This window comes from Exiguobacterium sp. s145 (assembly GCF_018618835.1).
Taxonomy (GTDB): domain Bacteria; phylum Bacillota; class Bacilli; order Exiguobacteriales; family Exiguobacteriaceae; genus Exiguobacterium_A; species Exiguobacterium_A artemiae.
In genome coordinates this window covers 38,300-51,813 of the sequence record NZ_JACSMV010000015.1, presented here as the reverse complement: position 1 = coordinate 51,813, position 13,514 = coordinate 38,300, and the positions used below count along the sequence as shown (strand labels likewise).

The following is a 13,514-nucleotide window of genomic DNA, read 5'->3' as shown; positions in this document are numbered from 1 at the left end:
TATTTGATGATGGCCGTTCTCTGGTTCGCTTATGCGACGTTCACCATGAATTGGGTCACCGGGTCTTCCTTGACACCACAGATCACGGTCCATTTTTTCGATGACCGGACCGTCAATCCGTTGATTTCGCAACTCGTCAACTATTCGATTACGACGGCACGTGTCTTCGCGAACATCTTGGCGGCACTCATCCTGATGAAGCTCGGACCAAAAAAAAGCACCGATGCTGGCCCTGTTGTGCCTGATGATGTCAATCATCGCCACCTATCTTCTAAACTACTGGGCGTATACGGCAGCCCGGATGATCATCGGACTTGGGGGCTCGATGGTCGTCGTTTTCCTCAGCTGTTCGACGTACCTGATCTTTAGTTTCTTTTTACCGGAAACCAAACCGAAACAATCGGTTCCGGCTTCGAAAAAAACAGCCTGATTGCAAACGATCCCCAGTGTCGCACGCGACCTGGGGATCGTTTATTTTTGGTGGGCGCCGTATTGATGGCGCAGTATGAATAACAACCGGATCAACGGTTCATGGTACGAAATGAACGTTCCTTCCCGTATGCCGGCAATGATGTCGTCTTCCGTCGCCCACTTGACGGCTTGGACTTCTTCTTCCTGTAACGTCAGTGTCGTCAGATCAACGTCTGTTTCGATTAAGTAATAGTCGTCAAACCCGACTTCAAACGGAACCGTCAACTGCGGACGCCGTCCGGCGAACGAAAGGGACAATCCGAGTTCCTCAAACAATTCGCGTTCCGCCGCCGTTTGACTCGTATCGCCCGCTGTCGCACTGCCGCCGACGCTGAGGTCCCACATGTTTGGCCAGCCCTCTTTGAACGGCTGACGGTGCTGAATCAACATCTGTCCTTGTTTATTGAACAAGCAGATGTGGACAGTAAGATGGTAATCTCCGTCTTTTAATTCTGTTCCGCGCGGCCAGGTCCGCCCTGTTTTTTCGCGGTCTGCCGTATAAATATCCCATCGTTCCATTTACTTCTTCCCCCCTGCCCAATTGTCCGCAAACAGCGTCGCGACAGTTTTGTCTTCTTTCGCCCGATCGAGTCCGAGGACGACACTTAAAAACAGTGTCTCCGCCGCCTCATCAAACAGTGTCAGTTCGTACTGTTTTCCGAAACGGACCCACCGTCTTTTGCCTTGCCCGATTTTATTTCCCTGATACGTGACACTAAACGTCATCGTCGCCCAGTTGATGTCGATTTGCAGGTCCCGGCTGTCGATCCGATAATCCGCAAACATCAAAAATCCTGTTTTTTGAATGGTCGCAACGACACGCCCGTCGACTTCCACCAGGATATGCGGCAACATGCTGAATGTCTGTTTCGTTACGCGGCCGACCTCGGCTTCTTCCTGCACGAGTTGCCAGTTTTTCTGCATTTGCAACAACTGTCCGGTCACTTCATGCGTGACTTGTCCGGCTTCGTCTTGGATTGTAAAACGTCGTTTCAACTCCATCGTCTGCTTCATCAAAAGTGATTTCATGCTTCTCTCCTGTTCTGTTAAGATGATGCGTTTGCCGCATCATCTGCCTTCACACAATCAATCGCAACGACGAGTGCAATCAGAATCGTCTCCATCGCGGCATCGATTACCTGAATTTCATAGCTGTCGCCAAACGACAACCACTTTTTCTCAACCTGTCCAACGACTTCCCCTTGCCGCTTGACCTGGAAATCCATGTCCCACCAGTTTCCGTCAATCTCGATTCCGGCTACGTCAATCGTATAACGGGCTTTGAACAACGAAAATTCCTTTTCGATTGTCATCGTTTGTCCATCGACCTCAACAAAAAACTTCGGTCGGAGGCTGAGCGTTTTTTTCGTGATCGTCGCAATTTCTTCCCCGTCCGTCGTTGTAATCGAAAACGACTTCGGAATTTTCATGAAGCTGCCTTCGACGAGATACTGATCCTGCTCCTGCTCCTGCTCCTGTTCATTCTTGATCGAAAAACGCCCTCGTAAACTGAGTGCTTTTTGTTTCATATACAGTGTATGCATGGAGAACTCATCCTTTCCTGGCGACTGTGTTACACCTATTACGATATGAACGGACTAAAAGATTCATCCCTGACTTCCTTTATCTGGTTTCGACAAATGGCTTCAATATTCCCGCCTGCAAAGCTTGTCTCCTTGCACTTTTTGTTCAATACGCTTAAAGTATATAGTTGATGAAATTTTAATTGAGCAAAACGAATTACCTTAAGGAAAGGGTTTTATATACGATGAAAAACAACTTTTGGCAGGACCTGCCACGACCATTTTTTGTACTTGCACCAATGGAAGATGTCACCGATGTCGTCTTCCGTCACGTCGTCGCGAAAGCAGCGCGACCGGATGTCTTCTTCACTGAATTTACAAATACAGAAAGTTACTGTCACCCAAAAGGCAAACAGAGTGTCCGCGGACGCCTTGAGTTCACGGAAGATGAGCAGCCGATGGTCGCTCACATCTGGGGCGACAAGCCGGAATATTTCCGTGAAATGAGTATCGGAATGGCGGAAATGGGCTTTAAGGGTATCGATATCAACATGGGTTGTCCGGTCCAAAACGTCGCCGTCAACGGAAAGGGATCCGGGCTGATCAACCGTCCCGATGTCGCCGCTGAACTGATTCAAGCAGCAAAAGCCGGCGGTCTGCCCGTCAGCGTCAAAACACGTCTCGGTTACTCGAAAGTCGAGGAGTGGCACGACTGGTTACGCCACATTCTCGAGCAGGACATCGCCAACCTCTCGATTCACTTACGGACACGTAAAGAAATGAGTGCTGTCCCGGCCCACTTCGAACTGATTCCGGAAATAAAGAAACTCCGCGATGAAATCGCGCCGCAAACACTCTTGACAATCAACGGAGATATCAACGACCGTCAGCACGGTCTTGAACTCGTCGAGCAATACGGTGTCGACGGCGTCATGATTGGTCGCGGGATTTTCCATAACCCGTTTGCCTTTGAAGTCGAAAAGAAAGACCATTCGAGCGAAGAATTACTTGATTTGTTACGTCTGCAACTCGACCTACACGATCAGTATTCAGCTGAATTCGAGCCGCGTCTTTTCAAGCCGCTCCGCCGGTTCTTCAAGATTTATGTCCGCGGTTTCCGCGGGGCGAGCGAATTACGCGCCCGTCTGATGGATACGAATTCAACGGATGACGTCCGGGCACTTCTTGACGAATTCGTCGAACAAGAAGGCATTCATGCTGTTAATTCGTTTTCGATTTAACTTAATCATGCAAAAGAGCAAGGCTCCGCGCCTTGCTCTTTTTTTTGGCGTTAGTTCACTTCCGCTTCCAATCGAATCTTTAAACAGGTCAATTCAAATGGTGTATCGCATGTCAATCGCTCCAAACGCCGTTTTCCGACGCGCCGGTCGAGCAACGCAAAACCGCGGATGAAGGCATGGGGATGCGTCAACGCCTCTTCAATCGAGAGCGTCGGATACAGCAACAAATCCTTTTGCACGTCGTAACTGGCATGCCATCCCTCTTCCTCCAACTCACGTTCAATCTGCTCATATAATACACGTGATGTGTTGAACCAATCCGATTGAAAAATCTCCAGTGTAATTCGCTCCGGTTTTTCCGGCAAGCGCTTCTTCGCCAACGCATAACGACGGTCCGCTTCGAACGTAAACCGCAAATCCTCCGCCCGGAAAATTTCTTCCCCGTCCAGTGTCATCCAGACTCGGGCTTCGCCGTCATGAAAATGCCGGTCAACTGTGGCATACAAATCGAGACGCGGTCGAAGTGACGGCGCGACGAACGATAATATCTGCTTTTTCATTTTTGAGAATTGCATCGGGTCCTCCTTTAAAACGCGTTAAACACCAGGCAGCAACTGACTGCCTGGTGTTTAAGTTTACCCGTTTTTCATATGGAACGATTCCGTTAACGTAAAGGTGATGTTTTTGAGCTCAAGCCCGCCAAGTGCAAAATACAGCTTGAAGTAGTTGTGTGGATTAAAGACAAAGACATCTTTTGTCTGCGTCACCCATTCGCCGTTTGTCCCGTTAAACGTAAACGTCGCGACCGGCATGTTGTTCGCAAACAATGTCACCGGCATCTGCGCGAGTTCCCCGGCATACGACCGGGCTTCAAACGTGACGTGGTACATCCCGGTTTCTTCTGCCGTCACGGCGAAGACATGACTGCTTCCGGTCGACGTGTCGAGTTCGTCGAAGACAATCGGAACGCCGCTCTGGAGTTGCTGATGCGTTACGGCCTGTTCGTTCAGATCATCCGTTTCTTCCGGTAATCCGGTGACGTCGACTGTTGATTCCTGACTAAGTGTCCGCTCCATGACCGGTGACCGCAGGATGAACTGACAGATATTCGCCGCACTCCGTAACAATTCCGCCCGTGTCAACGTCCCGTCTGCAAGCGACGACAGCGTATCATCCTCAAACGGATTCGCACCCGGTTCTCCGACGACCATGTAGAGATCGTTTTGCGAACGGACCATCGTCGCCGTCTGTTGCCGGTTGGCTTCCGTTTCTTCGGTATTGATTTTCGCCCACCAGTCGGTCATGACGACACCGTCAAAGCCCCACTCATCACGGAGAATCCGGGTGTTCTGATCATACAGGCCGGCGGTCCACAGACCATTGACGGCACCGTATGTCGTCATGATCGCATAGGCCTGTCCCCGTTTGACGGCGTGCTCAAATCCTTTCAGATAAATCTCTCGTAACGCCCGCTCCGAGACGATCGAATCGAGATCATGACGATGGAACTCCTGGTTGTTGGCACTTAAATGCTTCAGCGTTCCCGTCACGCCGACCCGGTGCATCCCGTCGAGCTGGGCGACGGCCATCATCCCGGTCAGATGCGGATCTTCCGAGAAGTATTCAAAGTTTCGTCCGTTGAGCGGATGACGATGGATGTTCATCCCCGGTCCAAGCAACGTATCGATGCCGTTTTTCCGGAGTTCGAGCCCGGTCATCTCAAATAAGTCCGCCACCAACTCGACGTTGAACGTCGACGCGACAAGCGTTCCGTTCGGTAGTGAGAAGGCTTTAGTTCCGATATCCATCCGGATTCCGGACGGACCGTCGGCACAGCAGGCTGCCGGAATCCCGAATGCCGTCAGCCGGTCGGTCACGCCGCCAAAAGCAGCCGCTGTTCCCGGTGTGACGCGCGGTGAGTTCATCCCTTCGCCGCGGACGATCGCTGCCAGATCCTCATCCGTCAATTGATCGAGGAACACGTCGAGGGACGTCTTCTCTTCATAGACATCCTTCAGTGTCAGACCTTGATCTTCCGAATACGTGCGTGCTGCCGGTCGTTCGGCTAAACGGCGGGCTTCCGGATCAATCGTCCGAAGTGGTGTCGCTTCATACGACACGTCATATCCGGTCTCTGTCTGTTGCGGCTTCAGCCGGTCGAATGCCGTGACCGGTGCCATGTTTTCACTTAACGTCTCCATGACACGTAACGTCTCAATCGTTTGTGTCGCCACATGCGCCGATGTCCGGACGTCCGTTCCGGCGTACAGATGATAGGCACCCGCTTCGATGACGTAAGACGATTTATGCCCCGTCGCACCGGCATCATCGTAACTCGCATATTCCGTCAGCGGAACGGTCAGTGTTAACGTTTCCTGTTGGCCCGGTTCAAGCTGTTGCGTTTTCGCAAACGTCACAAGTCCGCGTGCCGGATTGCCGAGTTGTCCCTGCGGTTTTTCAAGATATACCTGGACGACTTCTTTCCCGCTGTGCGCTCCTGTATTCGTGACGGTGACGGTTAACGTGACCTGTTGCTCCGTCATGTCGACCTTGTCAGTTACGACATCAAATGTCGTATACGATAAGCCGAATCCGAACGGATAAAGAACATCGTCTTTCGCAAACGTCTCGAAGTAACGGTATCCGACATAGATGTCTTCTTTGTAAATCGCCCGGTCCTCATGTCCGAAGTACGGTGTTGACGGGTATGCATCGAGGGAACGGACAATCGTATCCGGCAGTTTTCCGGATGGTGTGACTGCTCCCGTCAAGAGATCGACCAACGCGTTGCCGCCTTCCATTCCGCCTTGCCATCCGTACAGGATCGCACTCGGATTGAAATCAAGCGCCCACTGCATGTCGATGACATTGCCGACGTTTAATAAGACGACGGTCTTCGGGAACGCTCCCGAGACTTTTTCGATCAGTGTCAATTCGACGTCCGTCAGCAGGTAACTGCCGGGATCCGCTGTATTATCGCGGTCTTCACCGGCCGTCCGGCCAATCATGATGATGGCAACGTCCGATTGCGACGCTGCGTCTGCGACGACTTCATCCGTAACCGGCATTTCTTCCTGTGACCATGGTTCCGCCGCCCAGCCTTCGCCTTTATCAAACGGATGATCTTTCAGCCAGACTTCATAGACGTCGAGCAACGACTGGTTTACCGTCACATCCGGATGTTGTTGCAACGCTTCGAGCGGACTTGTCACGTGCGTGACGTTGACCATTCCGCCGGACCCCGTTCCGCTTTTGTAATAGTTGAACTGATTGCGTCCGAACACCGAGACTGTTGTTCCCGCAGGCAGCGGCAACGTCTGTTTGTCATTTTTCAGCAGGACCGCTCCTTCTGCGACCGTCTGCCTTGCCAGTGCCGTATAGGCGTTCCAATCTAATGTATATGTCGTCATCGATTCATCCTCCTGTTGGTTGTGTAGTCGCAAACCGTTTCTTCAGACCGTTTGCAATTTCCGTGATGCAGTCTTCCGCTTGCGGATACTGCCCGAGCTTTTCGATAAAGGCATGATCCATGCCGTTGTATTGAATCCGTTTTGTCTTGACGCCTGACCGCGCGAGTTTTCGTCCGTACGCTTCGCCTTCGAGACGAAGGTAATCGTATTCCGCCGTGATGATCAATGCGTCCGGCAGTCCTGCCAACTTGTCGCTGAAGAGCGGAGAGACATGTGGATCCTGGACGTCCGTCGTCCCTTGCAGGTACAACCGATTTAACAGTCCATCCGTGTCTTCAAGGGCTGTGACGATTTCTTCAAGTAACTCCCGATTCTCGTTCATCTCGTAGGCGTCAAGACGCCAGTTGAAATCATCCGTCGGCAGAGCCGCGAGATTGACGACCGGATAGAGCAGGATTTGGTACTGGATCATCTCAGTCTGTTGTTCGCGGTCAAGCAGGGCACAGACCGTCGCTAAGTTCCCGCCGGCACTATCACCGGCTACAGCGAGCTGCGCGCGGTTGATTCCGAGCTCTTCCGCCTGTTCATAAACCCATTTGACGGCCGTAAAACAGTCGTTCAGACCGGCTGGAAATGGATGTTCCGGTGCGAGCCGGTAATCGATCGAAATCACGACGACATTCGCTTGTTCCGCCAACAACCGGCAAGGATGTTCAACCGGTTCAAGCGTTCCGCCGAAAAAGCCGCCGCCGTGGAAATAGACAACCGCCGGTAACGGTTCCGTCGACCGGGGACGATAGATTCGTGCCGGAATCGGTTGTTCCGCACTTGGAATTATGATGTCTTCCGTCGTGATGTCTGTCGTTGTCAGGTCGGTGTTGACCCACCCCATCCCGGCCCGCGCTGCTTCGAGTGAAAAAGGACTGGCCGGTGAACTGTCCTGCTGTTGCTGCATCATGACTTCTAAAACGCGCGGATCAAGTACGCCGCTTTCCGGCCGGTCCGGCACCGGTTTGATGACGACTTCGACACCATCCTGCCGTTCGCCGGTCTTTTTTTGCGCTAACCGGTCGACCAATTGCTGATACTTCTGTCCCATGTTTCTTCCTCCTTTTATCGAATTCCTGACGTGCTTATAAGAGGTCATTCATTTGTAAAAATAAGTATCGAAACCGCTTTCGTAAATAATTAAAAAAATATCGGATATCTCTTTTCGTTAAAAGATACCGCTTACAAAACCAATCATACGCATCTTTATCCGATTAATCAATCATTCTGGATGATTCAAAAAATGGCACCCGTCTTTCGTGTACTTTCCTTGACGGAATGACGCGAAACGGGTGCCTTTTGAGTTAACTTAAAATATTTTCTTCCGAAACGAGCGTGAACCCGTCGATGACCGTGTCTTCCTCGACTTCAATCAGCAGACATTGTTTGCCGTTGTAATTGACCTGCTTGATGTACTTCAAATCCTGGGCGCTGACGGAGATATTCGCGACTTTTGTGTTGATTTTAATCGATTTCGCTTCATAGTTCGGGACGATATTGCTTGCCTTCATCTCGTACGTCGTATCATCGATGACCGTTTTAAAGGCCCGTTCGACCTGTTCCGTACTGACGTCTTCCAGACCGCTCGCTTTTAGGACACGCTCGACTTCTTTGACGTCTAGCATCGGGATGTCTTCCGGCTCATCCTCTTTTTCGTCTTCTGCGACGAGTAAGTGATTAACTTCCTCATAGACGCCGGCGAGCGTTTTCGAGTCGACCGATTCGCCGATGACCAGTTTGACGATTTCTTCAAACACCGCTTTGTCTTCTTCCGCTGTCACGATTTGTTCGCCGTTTAAGACGTTTTCGATGAACAGCAGGTCCGGTTTGTTCGGTTTGCTGGCTGTGTAGAGGACACGGTTGACGTCCGCGGCATTGTCCGTGAAGCACGGGAATAAAAAGCCGCCGATCGGTGACGCCAGTTTGATGACCGGGTTGATCAACAGGTTCGACTTGAACTCGAGATCGACGTAGTCGAAGACAAGCGACTGTTTTGGCAGTTCCGTCTGATTGAGACTGCTCAGAATAAACGGTGTCGTATAGACTTCATCGTTTTTATTGACCTCCGTCTCGTCCTCCTGCCGTTTTGTCGTCTTGTAGTACTGTCCCCGGATGAACGTGACGACGATATCATTGTCGTACTGGACGTCCTGGACCATCTTCAGTGCAATCTGTTGCATCTGTTCCGTCCAGTCTTCCGTTTCTTCCGTGTAGAGTCCTTCATACAGCAACTGTTGCGTATGTCCGGTTGCTCCTTCTTCCGGCTGCTGAAACTTGACTTCAAACAATTTGATGTCGAGTTTCCCGGTCAGGACTTTCTTGAAATTCGCGAGGAACAACTCCTGCTGCTCGAGTTCAAGAAAGGCAAACGGCCGGCTTTCTTCATAGAAGATTTCACTCGTTTCCTTGCGGATATATACATTATAAATTTCATTGATTTTAAGTAGTTCCGAGTCAACTTTAAAATGACGACGGATATCACTGATGTCTTGTTTGTTCATAGTAATGTTTCAGCTCCTTGGCATTTGAATTCCTCATGGCTCCTGAAAAAAGGAGTGCCTACTGTCCGAATCGAACAGAGGTACCCCTTTACTATACAAGAGTTGAATTTTTTTATGTTAAAAGTCTGAGCAATTTTAAATCATTCATTTTGTTTTGTATCTAATATTGATTTTAATTTTTAGCAACGTCTTTTTCTATTACTAGTCTTAATTTTTAAAAAATATTTTTAATCAAAAGTATTCAACTTTTGTAATATTTACATGATTTTAACCCTCTTCAAAATATTCAATGGGATACTGGGAGATGTGAGAGATTTCTTTCACGACCATACATAAGAGGAGGCAGTTCATGTTCCAGAAACTCAAGTTACTCGCCGTATCGTTTGTTTTGTTCCTCACTGCATTTCAGTTTGATCTCTCACCCGTTTCCGCCCTTCCATCCGGTATCCCGTCAAAAGCGACGGCACAATCCGAACTCAATGCCTTAACGGTCAAAGCCGAAAGTACGATGACCGGTTACTCGCGCGATTTGTTCCCACACTGGATCAGCCAGGGAAACGGTTGTGACACGCGCCAAGTCGTCTTGAAACGCGATGCGGATTCATACGTCGGCAGCTGTCCGGTCACATCCGGCTCATGGTACAGTTATTACGATGGACTGACCTTCACAAACCCATCCGATCTCGACATCGATCATGTCGTGCCGCTCGCGGAAGCATGGCGTTCAGGTGCAAGCAGCTGGACGACAACGACACGTCAGGCGTTCGCAAACGACCTCAACGGTCCGCAATTGATTGCCGTCTCCGCAAGCTCGAACCGTTCAAAGGGTGACCAGGATCCATCGACATGGAAACCAACCCGTGCCGGTGCGAGCTGTGCGTACTCGAAGATGTGGATCAACACGAAAAGCCGTTGGGGCTTAAGTCTCCAATCAACGGAAAAAACAGCGCTGCAAACGATGCTGAACACCTGTACCTACTAAGAAGGAGTCGATTCGATGGAAACGAAAACCTCTACTTTTACCGCCACACATGGTGTGATGACGAATGAAGTCGGTGTCATCAGCGGCGAACTGGAATTACGGACGACCTGCCAGGAAGACGGCACACTCGAACTCGCCATTTCCTATGTCGGCTCAACCGATGTTTACACGTTACCCGGCAAGGATTATCAGTTGCATGATATCCGCGATCACGAAGTCGTGCACCGGATGCTCGCGACGGTACTGGAACGGACGTAACAAGAATTGAAATTTCCACAAAAAACACATGTCGAACCGACTCCGCTGTCCGTTCAACATGTGTTTTTGATTTTTAATATAGATTAAGGAGAAATTTTGATTTAGGTGGACACTCGTTTCTATATTTTTCATGACTTATCTTTATAAATCGGCTCATTGCTGTTTCATAAAAATATTCGTTATAGTGAAGGAAATATACAGTTTGATTTCGAAAGGAGTCTTTTTAGTGAGAGAAGTGTTGATTGGATCCGGTGTAGCACTAAGCAGTGCTGGTATTTTCATGTTGTTGTACGGAAACATCCCACAAGGTTTTATCGGTTTGGTTACAGTGACTTTTGGTGTAGTCATAGCCATAGTAACGAAAAAGAAAAAGGTAGATTGACCGTTATATCAATGCAGAAATCGGTCATGGATCCGATTTTACACATGATTCAAATCGATCTATTCGATAGCTCGATATCGATTCTGTTTTCCTATCCAATCATTTCTTTCTCTCCATCTAAGTTTTTTAGCTGAAACAAAGCTTACGTTATGTTCGATAGTGCTCGGATCAAAATCAATATCATCTGACCAATAATAAGTATTGTTTTGCTTTAGAATAACAGCCTCAAAAAGTATCGATGCGAAATTTTCCGGTGTCGGAAGGATGTGAACTCCGGTTACACCTTCAAACCATAATTCAATTACAGACGGGTTTTTGAACTGACGTTGAAACAACAGTTTGACGTTCGTATCTAATTTTCCAGGAGCATTCATATTCAAATTTTCCTCAACATACGTTTCCGTCCACATATGCATTTCCTTCAAGCAGCCGTCATGAAAATATCCATAGTGCTCAAGCAATTCCTTAATTTCCGCTTCCTCTTTTAGTTCGATCCAGTTCATGAGTGACCTCCCGTATACTTTTATCTAAATTTCAATATTCCTTGTTGAAAAATTTAATCCTTTTTATGTCCAACATAAAAGACTATATCAAATGAGTAAAGCATCATTTGATACAGTCTTTATATGCTAACTAGATTTATTTATAATGCGGCTCAACGAATAGCAGTAAGGAATATAGTATCTTGTGAGTAAACATTTTGTATTTCAATTTAATCCAAAGCAGACTGCTTTAACTTATAGAAGTATTCTTTACTTCCTTTTTATTCTGTATAACGATTTCGCGCTAAGTATTCATCTAGTTCTTTCCATGTTAACAAAGTATACGGAGGTTCCGGATCTAATTTTATCGTTATATCTTCTTCTATCACTTTAATTCTTTTGATTGGATTATCTCTTTTTCCGGCAGGGTAAACAGCTATTTTATTTAACTCTTGGCTTCCATCTGCAAAAGTTTCTTTTTTTAATTCTAATTGATTAATTTGTTCCTTCGAAGGAATTTCTTTTCCTATCCAATCGCATATTTCAAAAAGAGGATATCTATCTCTCGTCCATTGTTCAATAATATCAATAACCTTAAGGATGATGAAATCACCTGATGATAATTGATAGCTAATGGCATCTCCTATTTTTAAAGCTGTTTCTGATATAAATCTCTTCGGTATTTTTTTTGCTTGTGGTTGTGGAGAATTTAATTTCTCCTCTAGTTTAAAAAGAACGGCTTCACGCCTCCTTTTTAATGTAGGATCTTCTTCCCAACGTTCAAGATCCGCACCACTATCAATAATATCCAGTGCCTTATCTTTCACTTCCTCTTGAAGTCTTCCTAATTTCCATTGAATTAATGCAAATGATAACCAAAAAGCTGTAATGTCTTCATCATCTATCTCATTCAGATGTTCTTGAATAACAATTCTACTCGCTTCTTCATTTTGATAATTATCCCCTAATAGATCTTTAAATCTAAAGCTTATATCTTCTGCTATGTCATCGGATAATATTGCTACTCCCCAAGCACCCATATACTCTCTACCTCCGATAGATTTTAAGCCTAATTCTATTAACAAAAAAAGCATCAAAGACATTTAGCTGCGCTTTGACGCTTCAAAAAATATTTTCTATTCACTTACTTATGATAAGTTTCTCGATAGTATATCTAATTTAACTTTCTTATATTTTGACTCTTCAATTTTTGTGAAGCTGTCGATGGAGAGCCACTATATCCTTTACTCACTGCTTCTTTTCTAGCATCTTCTAACACTTCATCAAAGTTAACTAGATTTAAATTACTAAGATTAATCTTCATTCTAATTAGCGTACCTTTAACATCACAGTCTTCAATAATTTCCCCTAACAAATCGTAAGTTATAGTTTTTTTGCCAGAAGCAATACTAAATACCCCGTCAGTTTTTTCTACAATTCTTTTTACAAGTGCTAGACCATAACCAGAGTTTTTGTAATCTTCAGGAGCGTAGGCATGATTTGATAAAGCTGATAATCCCGGAATTATTGCTTTTCGTATAGCTTCCTCGTCTGAAGGACTAGAAAACCAAGTCTCTTCGATATCGAATGGCACTGTATTAAGCAATCCAATTCCCACATCTGCAATAACTACTTCTACACTATTTGTGGCTGGGTATAGCTGAGAACCATAGTAAAAGTGTGGTGTTTTTGAATGGTCAAAGATATTTCTAACAACTTCTCTTAATGCAAATTCAAATAAATTTCTTACAGCTTCATCCGCCTGAAATGCAAGATTCTTTAGCACTTTTTGAACTATTTTAGCGGATATCTCATCGTAGTATATTTCAATTGATTTGTTTTGATCATTAAGTGCATCAAAGAGTTCCGCCAAGACTATCTTAGTCGGTGCAATATAATTTGTACCTTCACTAAACGAGCGGGCACTAGAAAGCTCTAATTTTTGAAATATTCCCATAGTTTCTCTATAAGAAATAGCATCTCTCTCTAGGTTTTGAATAGATTCTAACTCATATGGAATCTCATTCTCTTTTAACCTATCAATTGTTGAGAGAAATATGATTGCGCCAGCAGGTTCAATAAAATTCAAATTTGAGAAATAGAATTTCAATTTATCATCTGTGTTTACATAATAATTTTGTTCTTCGAGATGCTTCGTCATTTTCATCATCTTATCGTACTTCATGTTGATAATATTAATCATTATTTCCTCCTAT

General features: G+C 46.6%; 14 protein-coding genes. 4 read left to right on the top strand and 10 right to left on the bottom strand.

The window, feature by feature from the left end:
* Positions 1-6 precede the first annotated feature (6 nt).
* Positions 7-369 carry a hypothetical protein gene (locus KNQ07_RS11635; RefSeq protein WP_214766795.1) on the top strand — a complete coding sequence of 121 codons (363 nt, stop codon included), beginning with the start codon at positions 7-9 and terminating at the stop codon, positions 367-369.
* A 102-nt stretch (positions 370-471) separates the two neighbouring features.
* Here KNQ07_RS11635 and KNQ07_RS11630 read toward each other — a convergent pair whose 3' ends face one another.
* The 3 genes from KNQ07_RS11630 to KNQ07_RS11620 are packed head-to-tail and all read right to left on the bottom strand — an operon-like array spanning position 472 to position 2,015.
* Complete coding sequence (locus tag KNQ07_RS11630; protein ID WP_026831620.1) at positions 472-990, bottom strand: NUDIX hydrolase; 519 nt, start codon at positions 988-990, stop codon at positions 472-474.
* Complete coding sequence (locus KNQ07_RS11625) at positions 991-1,500, bottom strand: LURP-one-related/scramblase family protein (protein WP_214766793.1); 510 nt, start codon at positions 1,498-1,500, stop codon at positions 991-993.
* Between the two features lie 17 nt (positions 1,501-1,517).
* The gene (locus KNQ07_RS11620; protein ID WP_214766791.1) at positions 1,518-2,015 is read right to left on the bottom strand and encodes an LURP-one-related/scramblase family protein; all 498 of its coding nucleotides are present in this window, start codon (positions 2,013-2,015) and stop codon (positions 1,518-1,520) included.
* A gap of 224 nt (positions 2,016-2,239) precedes the next feature.
* Between KNQ07_RS11620 and KNQ07_RS11615 the strand changes: the two genes are divergently transcribed.
* Complete coding sequence (locus KNQ07_RS11615; RefSeq protein WP_071499283.1) at positions 2,240-3,235, top strand: tRNA dihydrouridine synthase; 996 nt, start codon at positions 2,240-2,242, stop codon at positions 3,233-3,235.
* Between the two features lie 50 nt (positions 3,236-3,285).
* Here the strand turns inward: KNQ07_RS11615 and KNQ07_RS11610 are convergent, their stop codons facing one another.
* The 4 genes from KNQ07_RS11610 to KNQ07_RS11595 all read right to left on the bottom strand — a co-directional run bounded on the left by KNQ07_RS11610 (position 3,286) and on the right by KNQ07_RS11595 (position 9,194).
* Positions 3,286-3,810, bottom strand: a complete 525-nt coding sequence (locus KNQ07_RS11610) for an SF0329 family protein (RefSeq protein ID WP_214766789.1) — start codon at positions 3,808-3,810, stop codon at positions 3,286-3,288.
* 60 nt (positions 3,811-3,870) lie between these two features.
* A complete protein-coding gene (locus tag KNQ07_RS11605) occupies positions 3,871-6,645 on the bottom strand; it encodes a glycoside hydrolase family 3 protein (protein WP_214766788.1) in 2,775 nt (924 codons plus the stop codon).
* A 4-nt stretch (positions 6,646-6,649) separates the two neighbouring features.
* Positions 6,650-7,744 carry an alpha/beta hydrolase gene (locus KNQ07_RS11600; protein ID WP_214766786.1) on the bottom strand — a complete coding sequence of 365 codons (1,095 nt, stop codon included), beginning with the start codon at positions 7,742-7,744 and terminating at the stop codon, positions 6,650-6,652.
* A gap of 253 nt (positions 7,745-7,997) precedes the next feature.
* Complete coding sequence (locus tag KNQ07_RS11595; RefSeq protein ID WP_214766784.1) at positions 7,998-9,194, bottom strand: DUF4317 domain-containing protein; 1,197 nt, start codon at positions 9,192-9,194, stop codon at positions 7,998-8,000.
* Between the two features lie 349 nt (positions 9,195-9,543).
* Between KNQ07_RS11595 and KNQ07_RS11590 the strand changes: the two genes are divergently transcribed.
* Both KNQ07_RS11590 and KNQ07_RS11585 read left to right on the top strand, forming a co-directional pair.
* Positions 9,544-10,176 carry an HNH endonuclease family protein gene (locus tag KNQ07_RS11590; protein WP_026827053.1) on the top strand — a complete coding sequence of 211 codons (633 nt, stop codon included), beginning with the start codon at positions 9,544-9,546 and terminating at the stop codon, positions 10,174-10,176.
* Between the two features lie 15 nt (positions 10,177-10,191).
* Positions 10,192-10,434 (top strand): hypothetical protein, encoded by a 243-nt coding sequence (locus KNQ07_RS11585; RefSeq protein WP_214766782.1) that lies wholly within the window; start codon positions 10,192-10,194, stop codon positions 10,432-10,434.
* Between the two features lie 441 nt (positions 10,435-10,875).
* Here the strand turns inward: KNQ07_RS11585 and KNQ07_RS11580 are convergent, their stop codons facing one another.
* From KNQ07_RS11580 to KNQ07_RS11570, 3 genes are all read right to left on the bottom strand, one after another.
* Positions 10,876-11,319, bottom strand: coding sequence for a hypothetical protein (locus KNQ07_RS11580; protein WP_214766781.1), 444 nt, complete (start codon positions 11,317-11,319; stop codon positions 10,876-10,878).
* A 260-nt stretch (positions 11,320-11,579) separates the two neighbouring features.
* Positions 11,580-12,338 carry a hypothetical protein gene (locus KNQ07_RS11575; protein ID WP_214766780.1) on the bottom strand — a complete coding sequence of 253 codons (759 nt, stop codon included), beginning with the start codon at positions 12,336-12,338 and terminating at the stop codon, positions 11,580-11,582.
* A gap of 134 nt (positions 12,339-12,472) precedes the next feature.
* Positions 12,473-13,501, bottom strand: a complete 1,029-nt coding sequence (locus KNQ07_RS11570) for an ATP-binding protein (protein ID WP_214766778.1) — start codon at positions 13,499-13,501, stop codon at positions 12,473-12,475.
* Between the last annotated feature and the right edge of the window lie 13 nt (positions 13,502-13,514).

Coding starts and splice junctions, on each gene's coding strand:
- KNQ07_RS11635 (WP_214766795.1), top strand. CDS start 7: ATGATGGCCGTTCTCTGGTTCGCTTATGCGACGTTCACCATGAATTGG.
- KNQ07_RS11590 (WP_026827053.1), top strand. CDS start 9,544: ATGTTCCAGAAACTCAAGTTACTCGCCGTATCGTTTGTTTTGTTCCTC.
- KNQ07_RS11620 (WP_214766791.1), bottom strand. CDS start 2,015: ATGCATACACTGTATATGAAACAAAAAGCACTCAGTTTACGAGGGCGT.
- KNQ07_RS11580 (WP_214766781.1), bottom strand. CDS start 11,319: ATGAACTGGATCGAACTAAAAGAGGAAGCGGAAATTAAGGAATTGCTT.
- KNQ07_RS11615 (WP_071499283.1), top strand. CDS start 2,240: ATGAAAAACAACTTTTGGCAGGACCTGCCACGACCATTTTTTGTACTT.
- KNQ07_RS11570 (WP_214766778.1), bottom strand. CDS start 13,501: ATGATTAATATTATCAACATGAAGTACGATAAGATGATGAAAATGACG.
- KNQ07_RS11595 (WP_214766784.1), bottom strand. CDS start 9,194: ATGAACAAACAAGACATCAGTGATATCCGTCGTCATTTTAAAGTTGAC.
- KNQ07_RS11605 (WP_214766788.1), bottom strand. CDS start 6,645: ATGACGACATATACATTAGATTGGAACGCCTATACGGCACTGGCAAGG.
- KNQ07_RS11630 (WP_026831620.1), bottom strand. CDS start 990: ATGGAACGATGGGATATTTATACGGCAGACCGCGAAAAAACAGGGCGG.
- KNQ07_RS11600 (WP_214766786.1), bottom strand. CDS start 7,744: ATGGGACAGAAGTATCAGCAATTGGTCGACCGGTTAGCGCAAAAAAAG.
- KNQ07_RS11625 (WP_214766793.1), bottom strand. CDS start 1,500: ATGAAATCACTTTTGATGAAGCAGACGATGGAGTTGAAACGACGTTTT.
- KNQ07_RS11585 (WP_214766782.1), top strand. CDS start 10,192: ATGGAAACGAAAACCTCTACTTTTACCGCCACACATGGTGTGATGACG.
- KNQ07_RS11575 (WP_214766780.1), bottom strand. CDS start 12,338: ATGGGTGCTTGGGGAGTAGCAATATTATCCGATGACATAGCAGAAGAT.
- KNQ07_RS11610 (WP_214766789.1), bottom strand. CDS start 3,810: ATGCAATTCTCAAAAATGAAAAAGCAGATATTATCGTTCGTCGCGCCG.